The sequence below is a fragment of the Paenibacillus canaveralius genome (genome assembly GCF_047238265.1).
Lineage (GTDB): Bacteria > Bacillota > Bacilli > Paenibacillales > NBRC-103111 > Paenibacillus_F.
Window position 1 is genome coordinate 2043966 of the sequence record NZ_JBDFMM010000001.1, and the last position, 19030, is coordinate 2062995.

Annotated in this window: 13 protein-coding genes and 2 pseudogenes; 14 read left to right on the plus strand and 1 reads right to left on the minus strand. The window is 57.1% G+C overall.

Annotated features, from left to right (window positions below; all coding sequences use genetic code 11):
- Positions 1-170: 170 nt before the first annotated feature.
- From ABC395_RS09625 to ABC395_RS09680, 12 genes and pseudogenes are all read left to right on the plus strand, one after another.
- Positions 171-2474, plus strand: a complete 2304-nt coding sequence (locus ABC395_RS09625; RefSeq protein WP_413002535.1) for a heparinase II/III domain-containing protein — start codon at positions 171-173, stop codon at positions 2472-2474.
- 278 nt (positions 2475-2752) lie between these two features.
- A pseudogene (locus tag ABC395_RS09630) lies at positions 2753-3071 on the plus strand (cupin domain-containing protein).
- Between the two features lie 38 nt (positions 3072-3109).
- Positions 3110-4948, plus strand: a complete 1839-nt coding sequence (locus tag ABC395_RS09635; RefSeq protein ID WP_413002536.1) for an alpha-L-fucosidase — start codon at positions 3110-3112, stop codon at positions 4946-4948.
- Complete coding sequence (locus ABC395_RS09640; RefSeq protein ID WP_413002538.1) at positions 4935-5957, plus strand: glycoside hydrolase family protein; 1023 nt, start codon at positions 4935-4937, stop codon at positions 5955-5957. The genes ABC395_RS09635 and ABC395_RS09640 overlap by 14 nt, the downstream gene beginning before the upstream one ends.
- Positions 5951-6586, plus strand: coding sequence for an SGNH/GDSL hydrolase family protein (locus ABC395_RS09645; RefSeq protein ID WP_413002540.1), 636 nt, complete (start codon positions 5951-5953; stop codon positions 6584-6586). The genes ABC395_RS09640 and ABC395_RS09645 overlap by 7 nt, the downstream gene beginning before the upstream one ends.
- A gap of 61 nt (positions 6587-6647) precedes the next feature.
- The gene (locus ABC395_RS09650) at positions 6648-7598 is read left to right on the plus strand and encodes an ABC transporter permease (RefSeq protein ID WP_413002542.1); all 951 of its coding nucleotides are present in this window, start codon (positions 6648-6650) and stop codon (positions 7596-7598) included.
- A 16-nt stretch (positions 7599-7614) separates the two neighbouring features.
- Positions 7615-8487: a carbohydrate ABC transporter permease gene (locus tag ABC395_RS09655; protein ID WP_103995007.1), complete on the plus strand. Its 873-nt coding sequence runs from the start codon at positions 7615-7617 to the stop codon at positions 8485-8487.
- Between the two features lie 112 nt (positions 8488-8599).
- Positions 8600-10150: an extracellular solute-binding protein gene (locus ABC395_RS09660; protein WP_413002544.1), complete on the plus strand. Its 1551-nt coding sequence runs from the start codon at positions 8600-8602 to the stop codon at positions 10148-10150.
- Positions 10151-10284: 134 nt separating this feature from the next.
- Positions 10285-10998 carry a response regulator gene (locus tag ABC395_RS09665; protein ID WP_413002546.1) on the plus strand — a complete coding sequence of 238 codons (714 nt, stop codon included), beginning with the start codon at positions 10285-10287 and terminating at the stop codon, positions 10996-10998.
- Entirely contained in the window at positions 10946-11305 is a 360-nt protein-coding gene (locus ABC395_RS09670; protein ID WP_413002548.1) for a helix-turn-helix domain-containing protein, read from the plus strand. Before ABC395_RS09665 ends, ABC395_RS09670 begins: the two co-directional genes overlap by 53 nt.
- The gene (locus ABC395_RS09675) at positions 11302-13221 is read left to right on the plus strand and encodes a cache domain-containing sensor histidine kinase (RefSeq protein WP_413002550.1); all 1920 of its coding nucleotides are present in this window, start codon (positions 11302-11304) and stop codon (positions 13219-13221) included. Before ABC395_RS09670 ends, ABC395_RS09675 begins: the two co-directional genes overlap by 4 nt.
- A 128-nt stretch (positions 13222-13349) precedes the next feature.
- Positions 13350-15779, plus strand: coding sequence for a glycoside hydrolase family 95 protein (locus ABC395_RS09680; protein WP_413002551.1), 2430 nt, complete (start codon positions 13350-13352; stop codon positions 15777-15779).
- Between the two features lie 74 nt (positions 15780-15853).
- Here ABC395_RS09680 and ABC395_RS09685 read toward each other — a convergent pair.
- Positions 15854-16709: pseudogene (locus ABC395_RS09685) on the minus strand (manganese catalase).
- A gap of 306 nt (positions 16710-17015) precedes the next feature.
- On the opposite strand from ABC395_RS09685, the gene ABC395_RS09690 reads away from it, so the two are divergent.
- Entirely contained in the window at positions 17016-18416 is a 1401-nt protein-coding gene (locus tag ABC395_RS09690; RefSeq protein WP_413002553.1) for a hypothetical protein, read from the plus strand.
- Positions 18364-18975, plus strand: a complete 612-nt coding sequence (locus ABC395_RS09695; protein WP_413002554.1) for a L,D-transpeptidase family protein — start codon at positions 18364-18366, stop codon at positions 18973-18975. Before ABC395_RS09690 ends, ABC395_RS09695 begins: the two co-directional genes overlap by 53 nt.
- Positions 18976-19030 lie beyond the last annotated feature (55 nt).

Below are 19030 nucleotides of genomic sequence, written 5' to 3' on the forward strand. Positions count from 1 at the left end.
TTTTTAAGGAGTTGCTTGGCAGCCCCCAATCGTAAAAAAGCACAACTCGATCTTAATTGACTCTATTCAGACGGGAGGCAAACACTTTTATACTGGATACAGAGGAAGATGAAAGCAGGTCAAGATGTGAAGCGGCGGCATAATGGCTGACCACCGGAGGGAGCGACGACATGAGCAAATCTTTGTACCAACCCCGCAGCGGCGTGCTGACGGTTCAATATAGGCCTGACGCGCAGACGAAGGTGATTGAAAATCCGCCTCGTTTTACATGGATTCCCGCCAGACTTGAGCAAGATTGTTATGTGCTGGAAATTTCGGGACGGGACGATTTCCCCGCAGAGCTTTCCCGGACGTATGCTCCGGTTGCCTATAATTTTTTTACGCCGGAAAAAAGTTTCGCCCCCGGCACGTATTATTGGCGGTATGCGCTGTATGAGAACGATAAGCGCGCGTCCGAATGGAGCGTCACGCGTTCATTTTCGGTGCCGGAAAATGTGCCGGAAACTCCGCTACCGGCCAAAGCCGAACGATTTAAGGAAAGCGGTTACGCAAGACCCCGGTTATGGCTGCAAGGCGAAGAGGGGATCACCCGCTACCGGGACAGAGTCGCCGCCGACCCCGAGGGGACCGGCTGGAAGCAGTTCTACGAGCTGTCGGTTCTGCCTTGGGCGGAGCGGGAGCCCCATGAGGAACCGGCGCCCTATCCGGGAAACCGGCGGACGGTGGAACTCTGGAGGCAATCTTACGTCACCTGCCAGGAAATGTTGTACGCAATCCGCCACCTGAGCATTGCCGGAAAGGTGCTGGACGATTCCCGTCTGCTTCACCGGGCGAAAGACTGGCTGCTGGCCGCCGCTTCCTGGGACCCTGACGGGCCTACGGGCCGGGACTATAACGACGAAGCCGCTTTCCGCATGGGGGGAGCGCTCGCCTGGGGCTACGACTGGCTGTACGGCGAGCTGGACGACGGGGAAAGAGAACAGGTGAAGCAGAGCCTGGCCGCCCGCACCCGGCAGGTGGCGGTCCATGCGATCCGGCGGTCCAAGATTCACCAGGTGCCTTACGACAGTCATGCGGTCCGGTCGCTCTCGTCCGTGCTTACGCCGTGCTGCATCTCGCTTCTGCATGAAGAATCGGAAGCGGAAGAGTGGCTTCATTACACCCTGGAGTATTTCTGGACTTTGTACACGCCCTGGGGCGGCGAGGACGGAGGGTGGGCGGAAGGCCCCCATTACTGGACGACCGGAATGGCGGCCCTGCTGGAAGCGATCGAATGGATTCGCGGCTATACGGAACTCAGCTTGTTCGACCGGCCCTTTTTTCACAAAACCGGAGATTTTCCGCTGTATGTCTATAATCCCAACGCTTCCACACGCACGACCTTCGGCGACAATTCAAGCCTGGGCGGGAAGATCGGCGCTAAAACGGGCTACAACATGCGCCACCTGGCGGGTGTAACGGGCGACGGCCGGTACCAGTGGTATTACGAAAAAATCAGAGAGACAGACCCTGAAGCGGCGAAGCAGTTCCACAATCACGGCTGGTGGGATTTCCGCTTCGACGAGCTCGTGTACATGGAGGCGTACCCGCAGATAGGGGCGGAAGCGCCGGCGGATGCGGAAGAGCTGAAATGGTTCCGCGATGTCGGCTGGGTGGCGATGCATCACCGGATGGATGACCCCGGAGAGCAGATCATGCTGCTGACGAAGGCCAGCAAGTATGGCTCCGTGAGCCATAGTCACGCGGACCAGGGTGCTTTTTATATCCATGCGTTCGGGGAAGCGCTCGCGGTGGAGACCGGGTATTATGTCGCGTTTAACAGCACGATGCACCGCAATTGGCGGAGGCAGACGGTTTCCAAAAACAGCCTGCTGATCGACGGGGCGGGACAATACGCGGACACGGACAAATCGCTTAATATGGCCGCATCGGGCACGGTCGTAGAGGCGAAGCGGGACAGGAACGGAAGTTACGTGAAGATGGATGTGACCGCCGCTTATCTGGAGCAGGTGCCTTACGTGAAGCGGGTGGAGCGGGAGATTTATTTTGTGGACCACAGCTATTTCGTTGTGGTGGATTCCGTCGACCTGAACCGTCCCGGTAAAATCGAATGGCTGTACCACGCCATGAACGAGATGGAATTGGGGGAGCAGTCCTTCCGGGTGACCGGGAGAAAAGCTTCGCTGGATGGACGCTTCGTATTCTGCTCGTCAGGCGAGCTGAGGCTTATCCAGAGCCATGAATTTTCCGGCGTGGACGAAAAGGAAATCGAGGGCCTTCCCCGTCAGTGGCATTTGAAGGCGGAGTCTTCTCCGGCGGTTTCCCACCGCCTTGTGACGCTTCTCGTGCCGAAAAAACCGGGAGAAGAGGACCGCTACGTGTCGTATTTTATGGACGACCAAGGCTTCGTGTTTTCGCTTTATTTTACGGATAACGGGAAGACGAGGAAAATCGATGTGCAGAAAGCTTTCTAGAACAAAGTCACGCGGGAGGCCGGGAAGGGCTGCGGGTCATGCGGGAACTGCCCGGAACTGTGGGAACTGTGGGAACTACCGGAACTACCGGAACTACGTGAACTATGTGAACTATGTGAACTATGTGAACTACGTGAACTACCGAAACTGCTGATACTGCCGGAATTGCGGGAACTACCAAAACTACCGGAATTACCGATACTGTCAGGACTGCCGGTATTATCCGGCGACCGTAAACGGGAACTGGAACTGAGACGCACACAAGGAGGACACAGACGATGAGCAATATTAACGTATGGGAAGACGCGGAACCCAGGGTTAAGCGCAAAATCATGCAGCCGGGAGAGTCGCTGATGCTGATGGAAGTCCACTTTGAGCCGGGGGCGGAGGGGGATGAGCACGCTCATCCTCACGAGCAGTCTGTCGTACTGCATGAAAGGACGGATGGAATTTACGATCGACGGTGTAAAAAAGGTCATCGGGGCGGGGGAATCGGTCTGCATTCCCCCACACGCCAGACACGGCGCGAAAGCGCTTGAGGCGAGCGTTCTGCTGGACTGCTTTACGCCGGTCCGGGAAGATCTCGTCAAACGTTAACCCGGATACGAATCTACAGATGAAGTGAGGGATGTATCGTGCGGGAGAATGATCCGCTGATGGACGGAGCCGAAGCGGAAGCGAGACGCAGCCGCCCGCCGGATAGTCCGGCGGCGGAGGTGCGCGCTTCCGGCGGAAAAAGCTCCGATGGCAGACTTGCCTGGTGGCGTGAGGCGCGTTTCGGGATGTTTGTCCATTGGGGGCCGTACTCGCTGCTCGGAGGAAGATGGAACGGGGAGGAAGTCGAGGCCGCCTACGCCGAGCATATTCAGCTTAGAGGACGTATTCCCGTCCGGGAGTACGAGAAGGTGGCCGCCGGCATGGACCTGAGCGGTTTTCAGGCGGACGAGTGGGTCGCCGCCGCCAAAGAAGCCGGCATGAAATATATGATCGTCACGGCGAAGCATCATGACGGGTTTGCCATGTACGACTCGCAAGCGAGCGGATACAACATCGTGCGGCTCGGTCCGAGCGGCCGGGACCCGATCCGCGAATTAAGCGAGGCATGCGGAAGAGGCGGAATTACATTCTGCCTCTATTACTCCCATGCGATGGACTGGCATCACCCTGATTCCCAAGGAAATACATGGGATTACCCCGATAATATCGGGGCCTGGGACACGCTCGAAAGCTGGACCCGGGATGAAGCGAAGAGCCGCAGATTTCACCGGTATTTGCGGGAGAAAGCGTTCCCCCAAATCCGCGAGTTGCTCACCGGTTACGGGCCCGTCGGCATTCTCTGGTTCGACTGCGGCCATAAAATCACGGATGAGCAGGGACGCGAGTTCGCCGAACTGGTCCGTTCGATTCAGCCCGGCTGCCTGATCAACAAACGGATCCGTTCCGACGCATACGCAGATTACGGCAATCCGGGAGACAACCAGCTCAGCGTCCGGGTAACCCGGCCGGATTGGGAATCGATTTTCACACTGAACGATTCGTGGGGCTTCCGTCATGCGGACCGGAACTGGAAAACGCCGGAGGAGCTGATCGGGATTCTGGTTGAGACGGCAAGCCGGGGCGGCAATACGGTCTTCAATGTCGGCCCCGAAGGCAGCGGGCGCATTGACGAATCTTCGCGGGGGCTGCTGCGGGAAGTCGGACGCTGGATGGCCGTCCATCACGCTAGCGTCCGCGGCACGGAGGGCAGCCCGATCGGACGCCCCGAGTGGGGCTGCTGCACGGCTGATCCGCGGCAGCGGAAGCTGTTCCTGCACATCCTGCGGCGGCCGCCCGGCGGCAGGCTGATCGTGCCGGGCATCGCAAACCCGGTCACCGCGGTCCGCTGGCTGCACGATCCTGCGGCGCCCGGGCCGCGTTTCCGGCGGCTGAACGGGCTGGACCTGCTTGTGGAGCTTCCCGGCCTCCTGCCGGACAACGCTTCTTCCGTATTGGTGCTCCAATACGAAGGGGAACTTGCAGCCGACCCGCTCAAACGGCTGATGGAGGAAGGCACGACGACTTTCCCGGCTTTCGCCGGGGAAGCCGCCGGAGAGCGGCTGCGCTACGACACCGGCAAGAAGGGCCGGGATAACGTTACGGACTGGAGCCGTGCGGGCGACAGCCTTTCATGGACGTTCCGGGCCGCGCAGCCCGGAAGATACGCCGTCCGTCTCTCGTACGCGGCGGAATCCGGCGTCTCGGGAGGGGGGTACTCCGTCTCGTGCGGAGATCATACGCTCCGGGCGGAAGTCGTTCCCACGGAAGGACCGTATGATTTTGCGGTCCGTGAGATCGGCGGCATCGAAATTCCGGGTCCGGGCACATACACCTTGACCGTACGGGCCGAAAACATACGAGGCGGTTATTTGATGAATTTGCAGCAGGTCGTTATGAAAGCGTTAACGGAGGAGGAGAAGCCGCATGTTCAGCTTTAAGCCGGCTCCGGTCGGGGGCGGATTCCGCATGGAGGGGTATTGGGTCTGGTGCGGTTCGGCCGTGAAGGGCGAGGACGGACGCTACCATCTGTTTGCGTCCCGCTGGCCGGACAGTCTGCCGATGCATCCCGGCTGGCTCGTCTCGTCCGAGGTAGTCCGCGCCGTCTCCGATACGCCCGAAGGGCCGTACACGTATGCGGAAACGGTGCTTCCCGCGCGGGGAGCCGAGTACTGGGACGGCCGCAGCACGCACAATCCGCATATCGTCCGGATCGGCGATACTTATGTGCTCTATTACATGGGTTCGACTCATCCGTTCGCCGACCCGCAGCCGGGAGAGCCGCTTGGTCTGGACGATCCCGCAGCGGTCGTGGCCCGTTCCAACAAGCGGATCGGCATCGCCACGGCAAGCGGGCCCGAAGGTCCGTGGCTCCGCCGGGACGAACCCGTGCTGGACGTGCGCCCGGGCAGGTTCGACAGCTTCCTGACATCGAATCCGGCTCCCTGCGTTCTGGAGGACGGTTCGGTCCTCCTGGTTTACAAGGCCAGGAAGTACGAAGGCTTCCGTCACGGGGAAATGACGATTGGGGCGGCGAAGGCCCCTCACTTCGAAGGTCCGTATACGAGGCTGGCCGAGGGGCCCCTGTTCCCACGGGATTTCAACATCGAAGACCCGTTTGTGTGGAAGACGGAGGACGGCTTTTCGATGATTGCCAAAGACATGACCGGCCGCCTGTGCGGAGAAAAATACGGAGGCATCCGCGCCTCTTCGCCGGACGGGGTGACGTGGTCGCTGTGCGATCCTCCGAAAGCTTATTCCCGCACCTTTCTGTGGGATGACGGTGTCGTGAGGCAGGCGGGCAATCTGGAGCGGCCGTTTCTGCTCATGGAGGACGGTGTGCCTACTCATCTGTTCGCTGCCGCTTCCGACGGCACGAGAGGTTTTCACGATTGCACGAAAACATGGAATCTGGTGATTCCGCTCAAGGAGGGTCCCCCGACATGCTGATTCAACAAAACGATATCGTGCTGTTTCAGGGAGACAGCATTACCGATGCCAAACGGGAGCCGGGCTGCGAGCTCGGCAGGGGCTATGCCTGGATGGCGGCGGCCCGGTTCGGCAGCATGTATCCGGAACTGGGCGTCACGTTCCTTAACAGGGGAATCAGCGGCAGCCGGGTCCGGGACCTGCAGGCCCGCTGGGAGACGGACTGCCTGGAGCTGAAGCCGGGCGTCGTCTCGATCTATGTCGGCGTCAATGACACGTGGAGAAGATACGACCGCAGCGATCCGACATCCGCGGAAGCGTTCGTCGCCGGCTACCGGGACATTCTGGACCGGACGGCAGAGGGACTTCCCGGCGTAAGGCTGATGCTGATCGAGCCGTTCGTACTGCCGGTTCCCGAAGACCGGCGGCGCTGGCGCGAAGACCTCGACCCGAAAATTCACGGAGTCCGGGATCTAGCGCGGGAATACGGGACGGCATACGTGCCGCTGGACGGCTTGTTCGCGCAGGCCTCGGCGAAGGCGCCCTGCGCGTACTGGGCTCCGGACGGGGTGCACCCGTCTCCCGCCGGTCATGCGCTTATCGCGGATGCGTGGCTGAAAGCGGCCGGCGTGTCCCGCGTTCTTTTTTAACCCGGTCTCTACACCATATAAAGTCTTTCATCCGCCTATTCCGACAGCCCAGGAGGTACTTATGGCCAGTAAAATTCAGCCGTCCGACAAAGTCAGGTACGTGCAGAGGCATGAAGTCGGATCGAATCTGCGCAAATACAAAGCGCTGTATCTGCTCTCGATTCCCGGCATTCTTTATTTTATCGTGTTCAAGTATGTGCCGCTCATGGGGAGCGTCATGGCTTTTCAAAATTACAACCTGTTTAAGGGAATCACGGGCAGTCCCTGGGTCGGCCTGGACAATTTTGTCCGGATGTTCGAATACGACGAGTTTTTGAAGATTTTCATGAATACGCTCCTGATCGGGCTGTACGATATCGTGATCGCGTTTCCGGTGCCGATAGTTCTGGCGCTGCTGCTGAACGAAGTGCGCAAAATGGTCTACAAACGGATTCTTCAAACCGTCGTGTATATGCCGCACTTTCTGTCCTGGGTCATCATCGGGGGGATCGCGGTAGGCATTCTTTCTCCGACGACGGGAATCGTGAATACGATGCTCGGCTGGTTCGGCATGGAGCCGGTATATTTTCTCGGAGAAGATTCCTATATCCGCAGCATTCTGATCGGTTCGGGCGTCTGGAAGGACGCGGGCTGGGGAACGATCATTTATTTGGCGGCGCTTGCCGGGGTTAACCCGGAGCTTTACGAAGCGGCCAAAATCGACGGAGCGAGCCGCTGGAAGCAGACGACGGCCATTACGATTCCGACCATTATGCCGACGATCGCGATCATGTTTCTGCTGCATATCGGGCATTTTCTCGATTTCGGATTCGAGCGGGTTTATGTGTTCCTGAATTCGCTGAACTCGAACAGCGGCGAAATTTTGGATACGTACATTTACCGGGTCGGGCTGCTGGGCAAACAGTACAGCTATACGACCGCCATCGGCCTGTTTAAATCGCTAATCGGCCTTGTGCTTATCATGATCGGAAACCGTCTCAGCAAGAAAGCGACAGGCGAATCTTTATACTAGGGGCAGGTGACATTTTATGATGAAAGAAAGCAGGGGAGAGCGCTCATTCCAGGGGTTTAACTACGTGCTGCTGACAGTCGTGGCAATTTGTATGATCCTGCCGATCGTCCACGTGCTGGCGAAGTCGTTCAGCAGCGAGCTGGCGCTCAACCAGGGCAGGGTGTCCGTTTTTCCGGTGGAGTTTACTTTGTCCAATTTCGCGTTCGTGTTAAGCGACAGCTCCGTATGGCAGGGTTTTCTCGTTTCCGTGTTCGTGACGGTCGCCGGCACGCTCATTAACTTGATTGCGACGACCTCGCTGGCTTATCCGCTGTCCCGTCCGGAATATATCGGTCGCCGGTATTTGCTGCTGATGGTGCTCGTTACGTTTATTTTCAGCGCGCCGCTTATTCCGAACTATCTGCTTATCAAAAATTTGGGGCTGCTGGACACGGTCTGGTCACTCATCATTCCCGGCATGATCAGCGCCTACAATTTATTTATTATGCGTTCGTTCTTTTCGGGGCTGCCCGGCGAGCTTGTCGATTCCGGCAGGATCGACGGCTGCGGTGAAATGCGGCTGATCTGGAGCATCGTGCTGCCTCTGTCGAAGCCGGTTATGGCGACAATGGGGTTGTTCTATGCGGTGGCCCACTGGAATTCCTACTCCAATGCCTTGTATTATATCAATAACCGGAATTTGTTTCCGCTGCAGGTCAGATTGAGAGAAATCGTCATTACGGACAATTTCGGGGAGATGACGTCCACATTCGAGAACACGCTCAATATTTCGCCCGAAGGCATCAAAATGGCCGTGATCGTGGTGGCGACGGTGCCGATCCTGCTTATTTATCCTTTTTTGCAGAAATACTTCATAAAAGGTATGCTTATCGGGTCGATTAAATCATAAAAGAACACAACGCCAAAATAAGAATCCCAATACCCGTAAAAATCTCCAGCCCTTATCATGAAAGTGTAACCGGGGACGTATAACGAGGAAGAGATGAAAGGAAGGATTCTTGATGAAAAAAGGCTTGGGTGTACTTTTGGCGGCGGTTCTTACTACCGGAACGCTTGCGGGCTGCAATTCCAAAGAACCGGCAAAAGAAGGCGCGGCGGGCGCAGGGCCCGTTAAATTCTCCGTCTCCTTCTCTACGGGAGGCAACGCCTATCTGGAATCCGCGTCCGATATCAACAAAGACAAATGGGTGCTGGAACTGGAAAAACGCACAAACACGGACCTGGATTTGAAACCGCTTTCTCACAAAGAATTCGATCAGAAAATGAGCCTGCTGTTCGCAGGCAACGATATTCCGGATGTCGTCAGCAATTTGCGCGGAGGCCCGACAACGTCCTCGATGTCCGGGTCGGTGGAAGCGGGCGTGTTCATGCCGCTGGACGATCTGCTCAAGGAGTACGCGCCGAATCTGATGAAGCTTGTTCCGAAGGAGGCCTGGGAGGAAACGTCGTACGACGGCAAAATTTACGGCATACCCGGCTGGCTGACCAACCCGTCGAGACGGGCGACCTTTATCCGGACGGATTTGCTGGAGAAAGCGAACCTGAAGCAGCCTGTCACCGTCGAGGAGTATCTGGACGTTCTGCGGGCGTTCAAGAAAATGGGCGTCGAAAATCCGTACCAGATCCGCGAGCAGTTCAAATATGCGGACACGTTCTTGGGCGCTTACGATGTTATGCCGTATCAGTTTGAACTGATGAACGGCGAAGTCGTGCCGAAGTTTTTCGATGTGGACAATATGATGAAAGCTCTCCAGACGTACAAAACGATGTATGAGGAAGGACTCATTCCGAAAGATTTTGCAACCGTTTCCCAAACCGACTACAACAAAAATATCGCGGCCGGCAAATCCGGCATCTGGTCGGCGAACGGCGAGGCGCTGCTGAATTTCCGGGGCAAAATCAAGGATGCGGTGAAGGACGGCAAAGTGGATATCGTCCCCTCCCCCAAAGGTCCCGAAGGCAAGGGCGGACACGGCGTGTACGGATATATCTCCACGGCGAAGTATATCAACAGCAAGGTGGACAAAGAGAAAGCCAAGAAGATTATCCAGTTCTTCGACTGGATGAGTACGGAAGAAGCGGAAGAGTTCTTCACCTTCGGGATTGAAGGGGAAACCTACACGAAGGAGAACGGTAAGATCAACTATAAACAACCGAAAACGAAGGAAGAAATCGACGAGGCAAATTACCGGCAGACGACGCTCTGGATGGTTCACGACCTTACCTACAACAAGAAGCTGTCCGAATTGACGGAGGACGGCAAAGATATGGTCCGGGCGTTTGATAACGTGCTGTCCAAGGAGGGCGTAGGCGGCATTACGTTTACGACGAGCCTGGCTTCCTTCACGAAATATCCGGACCTGGCTTCCGGCGGGGATACGGGTCCCAAATTCATTCTGGACCAGATGATCCAGATGATTTACGGCAAACGCCCGATTTCCGACTGGCCCAAAGTAATCGAAGAATACAAAGCCAAGGGCGGCAAAGAAATTATCAAGGAAGCTACGGAACGGTACAACAAAAAAGAAGGCGTGGTTGACCGCGCCCGTTAACAAAGCTGAACGGAAGCTGGAATGAAAGCGTTTAAATTCCGGCATCCCGAAAGATCCGCCTCCCTTGCAGACGTTAGAGGGGAGGCCCGCTTTTTTTGCAAAAGCACATATTTCGCGACGGGGGAGCTGTTACCATGCATTTGTTGATCGTCGACGATGAGCCGATTATTCGCAAAGGCCTCGTAAAAATGGCGGAGCTTTATCCGTTCGAATTCGCGGGCATTCATACGGCGGCCAACGGCGCCGCCGCGCTTGAAATTATCCGGGAGCGCGAAATCGATCTGGTGTTTACCGACATCCGGATGCCGAAAATGGACGGGCTGGAGCTGTGCCGGGTTATCCACGAGCAGTACAGCCATATTCCGTGTATCGTCATTTCGGGCTTCGGCGATTTCTCTTACGCCCAGAAATGCCTGTTCTACGGCGTGAAGCATTATTTGCTGAAGCCGGTGACGGCGCCGGATCTTCATGAAGTGCTGGCCGATTTTATGAAAAACCGGGTGAAAGGGTTCGTGGCTTTGTCGGATTGCGTGGACGTGATCGAACAGATGGAACAGCTCCTCTGGAACCTCGAAGAGGACAGGCTGCGCACGCTGATCGGAGAGTGGAGGGAGAACTGTCTGGCGAGCGGAATGAACATGCTCCAGCTACGGCAGCTCATCAAGGAATGCATGGCGCTGCTTCTTAAGAGACTCCAGGCCAGGGGACTCCCGGTCAAGAACGAATGGGAGGACGGGCGTTGCGTTTCCAAGGACCACATTTTCGAGCAGATGCAGTCTCCGGCTGGAGGACATCATGGGGAAGCTGCATCAGCAGCGCAGCGGCACCTACAAAAATCTGCTCGATGAAGTAAAGACTTATATCGACACGCATCTGGCCGAAGAAATTACGCTCGACGAGGTAGCGGAGATGGCCGGCTTCACTCCGACTTATTTCAGCTCCATGTTCAAGAAAATGACCAATGAAACGTTTGTGAAATACCGGATCAAGAAACGGATGGAGAAGGCGCAGCAGCTTCTGGCAATCCCGCATATCCGCATCGTCGATGTGGCCGCCAAAGTCGGGTACGAAGACTATCCGCATTTTACGAAAATGTTCAAGAAAACGACCGGCTTTTCCCCTTCGGAATACCGGCAGCAGTTGGGGATTAAATGATTAAATGGAACCTTTCCCGCAAAATTTTTCTTTATTTGCTCTCGATAATTTTGATCACCTTGACCTCTGTCGGGATCTTTACGTATAAAAAGGCGTCCGATGAGCTGGATAAACAAAACCGGCTTCATATGAACCAGATTTTAACCAATGCGCTCCATCATACGGATGTGTATGTGAAAAGCTACGACCGGCTCACGATTTCGCTGCTGACCAACCGGGATATCAAGAAATTCGTCGATCTTCCTCCGGTTCCGGAGCCCTACGATTATTACAAGTTCTGGAGCACGATCCGGGAAACCGCGCTTCAGCCGATCTTTATCCGCAATCCCGAGATTGTGTCCATGTACGCGATAAGCTTTGCGGGCAACGGAATTTACGGCTACAGCAACGACCAGGCGGAGGGAACGTATTCCCGGGAAAAAATACTCGGCCAGATGGAGCGTCTGAAGAGCGTCACGGAACCGGACGGAACGCTCAGCATTACGACGGACAGCATTCTTCCGGCGATGAACGGCAGTGTCATCCGGCTGTCCCGGCAGATTAAAGGACTTCAGTCGGCGGACTACAAAGGAATTCTGGCCGTCGAAATCCGTTCGAACGATCTTTCCATGCTTTGGAAAGGGATCGATCTGGGCGAGGGCGGCTATTTCTTCATCGTCAACGATAAAGGCGAGATGATTTATCAGCCGTCCAAGGACGGAATCGGTCCGCAGGCGCTGCCGGAGCTGGTGCCCCGGATTGTAAGTGCGGGGGAGACAGGCTCCTTCCTGCATAAAGGGCCGGACGGGGAGGAACGGCTTTACATGAGCCGCAGATCCTCTTACTCAGGCTGGAATCTCGTCGTTTCGATGCCGATGAGCGAGCTGAAAAAGCCGGTGACGGCCATCCGCACGACGACGATTCTGATCGGCTTGTTCACGCTGGCTATCGCGGTCGCGCTCGCGTACCGGTTCGGCCGCTCGATCACACGGCCGATTCTCGTGCTCATTCAGGGCATGCGGCAGACGGAGCAGGGCAAATGGTCCACGGTGCCGCTGCCGAACCGGCGGGACGAGATCACGGAGCTCATGCAGCGCTACAACCTGATGGTGGGGCGCTTGTCGGAGCTTGTGGAGCAGGTTTACGAAGGCGAGCTCAAACAGCAGAAAACCCAGCTCGAACGGCAGCAGGCCGAATTCCAGGCTCTCCAGCTGCAGATCAATCCCCATTTCCTGTACAACACGCTGGAAACGATCGTATGCTACGCTGTCGTGCAGGATTCCGAAGAAATTTCGGAAATCGTCAAATCGATGGCCTATATGCTGCGCTACTCGGTTCAAACGAATCTGGAAGAGATAACCGTCGCCAACGAGCTGAATCATGTGCTGAACTATATGATTATTTTGAAGCACCGCCACGACCGGGAGTTCGAGCTGGATGTCGCGGTTCCGCCGCAGTTTCTGCTTAAGAAAATGGTGCGGCTTACTCTGCAGCCGCTGATCGAAAATGTGTTTCAGCATGCTTTTCCGGACGGTCTGGAGGATCACCACTGGATCCGGATCGATGCCGGAGAAGAAGTCGGAAAGTTCTGGATTTCGGTGGAAGACAACGGGACGGGAATGAGCCGGGAGACGCTGGACAAACTTCAATCCAAGCTAAAAACAGAGCAGTTGACGGATGCTTCCGCTTCGGCCGGAATGGATGAGAGCGGAAGGGGCGGGATCGGTGTGCTGAACGTGCACCGCCGGATCCAGCTCGTGTTCGGAGGCGAATTCGGCCTCCGTATCGAAAGCAAGCCCGGCATCGGGACGAAGATGACGATGATGATGCCGGTTTCCAAGCCCGCCAAGGAAAGCCCGGACGAAAGCTTCGTCGGATGGCCGGGAACCGGAAGCGGCGGGCGGATCTGTCCCGCCGATGCCGAAGAGACCGGTTAAAGCGGGAGAACGATAAACCCGTAAGTACGGAATGTTTGTGGCATGTGAAGCAAGGAAGCAACATTAAAAATAAGGCGGGTGCCTGTTTTCGGAATATGGCACCGGCAAGCCTGTAAAGGAGGCGGACCATGTCTGCTAACAAGCTCTGGTATACGCGGCCCGCTCAGGCATGGACCGAAGCTCTCCCGGTCGGCAGCGGCAGACTGGGCGCCATGATTTATGGACGCCCAGCGGAAGAACTGATCTCGCTTAACGAGGACAGCTTATGGTACGGCGGTCCCAAAGACCGGACGAATCCGGAGGCTGCTGCCGCTCTGCCCGAAGTCAGAAGGCTGCTCATGGAGGGCCGTGTGACCGAGGCGCAGGAGCTTGCTCATGTGGGGCTGACCCCCATCCCTAAATACGCCGGCCCCTACCAGCCGCTGGGAGACCTGCGCATCTGGTTCGGAGAGCATGAGCCGGAAGCGGGTACTTACTGCCGGGAGCTGGACCTGGCGAAGGCGCTGTGCCGCGTCGAATACACGTCGCAAGGCGCGGGCTACACCCGGGAGCTGTTCGCCAGCGCTCCGGCCGGTGTGCTTGTGCTCCGCCTCGCAACCACTCACCCGGAAGGACTGAGCTTCCGGTTTCATCTGGGGCGGCGTCCCTTCGACGAAGGAGCGGCGCCCGACGGTCCGCATGCGGTGCTTATGCAGGGCCGCTGCGGACCGGACGGGGTCCGGTATGCCGCGCTTGCGGGCGTGAGCGCCGAAGGCGGCACGGTCCGTACGGCCGGTGACTTCGTCCTCGTGAAGGGAGCCGCAGCCGCGACGATCTATGTCGCCGCGCAGACAAGCTTCCGCCATGAAAATCCCGCGGCCGTTTGCAGGCGGCAGGTCGCGGAGGCCGTGCGGAAGGGCTACGAAGCGGTCAAAAGGGAGCACGAGGCGGATTATGCGCCTCTTTTTGCCCGGATGAGCCTGGAGCTCGATACGCCGGATAACGATGTCCGGCTGCTTTCCACGGACAAGCGCCTTGACCGTGTTCGCGAGGGAGGGGAGGACCCGGGGCTGCTTGCGCTTTTTTTTCAATACGGACGCTATCTGCTTCTGGCCAGTTCACGGCCCGGCACGCTTCCGGCCAACCTTCAGGGAATCTGGAATGCGGATTACCAGCCTCCGTGGGAATGTAATTACACGCTGAACATTAACCTGCAGATGAATTATTGGCCGGCGGAAGTGTGCAATTTGAGCGAATGTCATGAACCGCTGTTTGATTTTATAGACAGGCTTGTCGAAAACGGCAGAGAAACCGCCCGGAGTCTCTACGGATGCAGGGGTTTTGTGGTTCACCACAATTCAAACTTGTGGGCGGAAAGCGGCATCAACGGGATGCTTCCGCGGGCGGCCGTCTGGCCGATGGGCGGAGTGTGGCTTGCCCTTCATCTGTGGGAGCATTACCGGTTCGGCGGGGACGAAGATTTTCTGGCACGGCGGGCTTATCCCGTCATGATAGAAGCAGCCCGGTTCCTGCTCGATTTCATGACGGAGGACGGTCAGGGCGGGCTGCTCACGGGCCCTTCCGTATCGCCGGAGAACAAATACGTGCTTCCCGGCGGAAAAAGCGGCTATCTGTGCATGGCTCCGGCCATGGACATTCAGCTCGCCCGCACGCTTTTCGGGGCTGTCCGCGAAGCGGCGGAGCTGCTGGCGGGCGAACGCGAAGCGTCCGGGACCGCATGGCCGGAGCGGACTCCTTCGTGCAGCGCCGATGGCACGGAGCCTGCCGCGGAGGCCAGCGCCACCTGTGCTCATGCGGCCGTCCGCGAATACGCCGCCCTCCCGGCCGAAGCCGCGTTGCTGGAGGAACTGACGGCGGCGGAGGCCCGTCTGCCGCAGCCCGCGACGGGCAGGCACGGGCAGCTGCTCGAATGGCTCGGCGACGAGGAGGAAGAGGATCCGGGCCACCGGCATATCTCGCACCTGTTCGGCCTGTTTCCGGGCGAGCTTATCTCCCCGTTCCGTACACCGGACTTGGCTCAAGCGGCCAGAGTGACGCTGGAGCACCGGCTGGCCGGCGGCAGCGGACATACCGGCTGGAGCCGGGTGTGGATCGCCCATTACTGGGCAAGGCTGAGAGAAGGCGAGGAAGCCCATCGGCACCTGACGGCTCTGCTTCGGCACGCAGCCGACCCCAATTTGTTCACGGAACATCCGCCGTTTCAGATTGACGGGAACCTGGGGGGGACATCCGCCGCCGCCGAAATGCTGCTCCAGTCCCACGAAGGGTTTCTGGATCTGCTGCCCGCGCTGCCGTCCGCCTGGCCTAGCGGCCGCGTCAAAGGGCTGCGCGCGCGGGGAGGCTACGAGGCGGATATGGAGTGGGAAGACGGACGACTCATACAAGGCCGTATTACCGCCTCCCTGCCCGGAACCCTTCGTGTCGGGTACAAAAGGCCGTTTACCGCTTCCCGGGATGGCACAGAAATGACCGGAAAATGCGACTTTTCCGGCAGCAACGGCCTCTATGTGATGGAAATTGAACATGGCGCACATACGGTTGTGGATATCCGGCTGTAAACGCGGCGCCGCACGCGCACCCGCGAAAGACACGATAAAAAAAGGCTCTTCTCCCAAGGAGAAGAGCCTTTTTCTTATTTTTTAACCGCTTGTTTCAAGCTTTCCCATTCGTCCAGATCGTGATGCAGTCTCGGATGCGGGAACCTTCGGTGCGGGAACTTGTCCTTGCGGAACCGGTTCCGCGACATATACGAAGTCGCCCGTTCCGTCCGGCGCCGATCCGGTTGCCCACAAACCTTCCGAAGACTCTGTGCCTTCCGACAAGTTCCAGAATTCAAATGCGTGCGGCTGGGCTTCGAGCTCCGCTTCCGGCGGGAAGGAAGCCGGAACCACGACGCCATTCTTCTCTTCCAGCTCCTTGATCGCGGCCATCCACTGATACTGATGGTAACGGTCGCGGGCGAGCATTTTACGGAAAGTGGCACGTACGCCTTCGTCTTTGGTCATATGGTACAAGCGAGCCACTTGAAGGCGCCCCTGGCTTTCCGCATGAAGGTTGGAGCGCATGTCCGCAAGCAGGTTGCCGCTCGCCACGATATAACCGCCGTTCCACGGCACGCCGAGCGAGTTGGTCGGCAGGCCGCCCAAACCGCTGACGAGGAGATGCTGAGGGTTAATACCGCCCATGATGGCTGCCGTCGCAGGGTCTTTCGCCGCTTCGGCCTGATCTTCCGGAGAAGCGCCGTCGAGGAGCTGGCTGATCAGGGAGCACAGCATTTCGACGTGTCCGATCTCCTCCGTACCGATATCCATTAACATATCTTTATATTTTTCTTCTCCACGGCAGTTAAAACCTTGGAAGAGATATTGCATCATGACAGTCATTTCACCGAATTGTCCACCTAGTACTTCCTGCACTTGACGGGCCAGCATAGGGTCCGGTCGGTCTACTTTTACCTCGAACTGCAATTCTTTCTGATGACGGAACATAAGTTAACTTCCTCCTTCGATTTCAGATGCCAGAAGAAAATAAAAAACATTTTACTCGCTTCCCGACTGTTAATTACCCGTTCGGTCCGGGCTAAAACAAAATAATGGAATTTTACAGTAAATAAATTTAAAACCGTTCCGAAATCCGACACATTCACCCGGGGATGTTCCGGCCAGACGAATCTGACAATTTGCACACCGACTCACATGATTTCGGCGCTTTGGAGAAAACTATCCGGGAAAGAAAGGCCATGGTCAGCGGAGAGGTAAACGGAAAGAAGCGAAGCGAGGTGAGGTGATAAAAAAATGGGCAGACAGATACGAATCCTTTTCCTGCTTCTGTCCGCCGGTGTAATTTTACTCGTTCCCGAAGCGGCAACCATGCGGCAAGCGGTTGAGCCCGGAGACCACGGGAGCATTGTGCTTTCCGTCCAATCGTCGCCGGATGCGGTTTACCGGAGCGAAGCCGGGACAGAACTGAGCGCCGGCCGCCTTTTCGGTGGGAGCGTTCGCCGCAAGGCGTCGTACTTTCCTTTTACGGACACGGTTGTGAAAGTGAGGGAGAGAGGCGGAGAACGCATATACCCGGTCAGCCGGGCGGGAGAAATTTATGACTCTATGGAGCACGAAGTGATTCGGCCGGACGAAGCGCACAGACAAGAACTTGTGAGAAAGATGGAAGCTCTTCGCCATAAGCATTACGGAGAGCCGGTTTCCTGGAATGATGCGCAGAAAGAAATTCCCCGTCTGGCCCGATTCGAAGTGCTCGATCTGGAGACCGGGCTTACGTTCCGGGTTCAGCGCAGAGCCGGACGGCAGCATGCGGACGTGCAGCCGCTGACGAAGAAGGATACGGAGGTCATGAAGACCGTCTACGGGGGAAAATGGAGCTGGGACCGCCGGGCAGTTCTCGTCCGGTTCAACGGGAAAAGCTATGCCGCATCCATGAACGGAATGCCGCATGGCGGAGACGGCATTCCGGAAAACGGGTTCAGCGGACATTCCTGTATCCATTTTGCCGGGAGCACGACCCACAAATCCCGTTCCAAAGACACGGTGCACCAGTTTATGGTTCATCGTGCCGCGGGCCGGGCGGACATTTTTGCCGCGCAGGCTTCTCCGCAGCAATTGGCGGATCTGGTTGTCGCGGCCGTTCACCAGCATGATGACGCTTTGCTGGACCTGCTGAGCCGTCCGCATAACCGCGGGCTGCTTCAAGATTTGAAGAGAGACAGCCGGTCTTTCGTTTCCGTACGCAGATTAACGGAATGGGAACCGGAAGATGCGGGCAAGCCTGAACCGGAGTACGCTTATGAAATTCCGGTCGAGCTCGCATTCGAGAAGAAGGGAGAACGCCCGCGCAGAGCGATTTGCCGCTTCGGCTTTCATCCGCGCTTCTTTGTACGACCCATGGGAATTGACCCGATTTCAATATCCGGAGCGGGACCGTCCAGGAAAAGCGCAGCGAAAGCGGACGTGACACCCGGTAAAAAAATGAATGATGCCGCGGAGATCAAACATGAACAAAAGACAACCGCTTTTGAAGTTAAAAAGATGGGCACGGATAGGGCTGGCCGCGATCTGCCTGCTGCTGAGTATGCCGATACCCGGAATTGCCGCGGGAGCGGACATACCCGGCCCGTTTCCGGAAGACATGGTCGAGCCCGCCATTCCCATCGCTGCGGACCGGGGGCCGTTCTCGATTGAGGTATACCCTCTGAAGCACAAGCTTGTCGTGTTCAAAGACAAGAAGCATTTTAAAACTTACCCGGTCGCGGTCGGAAACTTGGCAACGCCTACGCCTGTCGGCGAGTATCGGGTAATTTATAAAGGCAAGGACTGGGGTCCTGCTTTCGGACCGCGCTGGCTGGGGCTTAACGTTCCGTGGGGAGCGTACGGCATTCATGGAACGAACAAACCGCATTCCATCGGCCAGCATTTGAGCCACGGCTGCATCAGAATGAGAAACCGCGACGTGGAGGAGCTTTACGACCTCATTCCTGTCGGCACGAAGGTGACGATCGCGGGGCATGTTCTGGGAGATCCCGGCCATGAACCGAGGAAGCTTGCCCAAGGAGATATCGGAGCGGATGTTCAGCTCATTCAGAACCGGCTGAAAAGCGCAGGCTATTACGGCGGAGTCTGCAACGGGAAGTTTCTGGCTTCGACGACCGTAGCCCTGCGGAGATTTCAGCGGGACCACAGGCTCAGAGCGGATGGCGTCGTATCCCTAAGCGTCTATGAAAAATTGGGCTTGCTGGAATAAAAAAAGAGAAACCTCCAAACCGTTAAGGTCAGGAGGTTTCATTCTTTGTGCATGA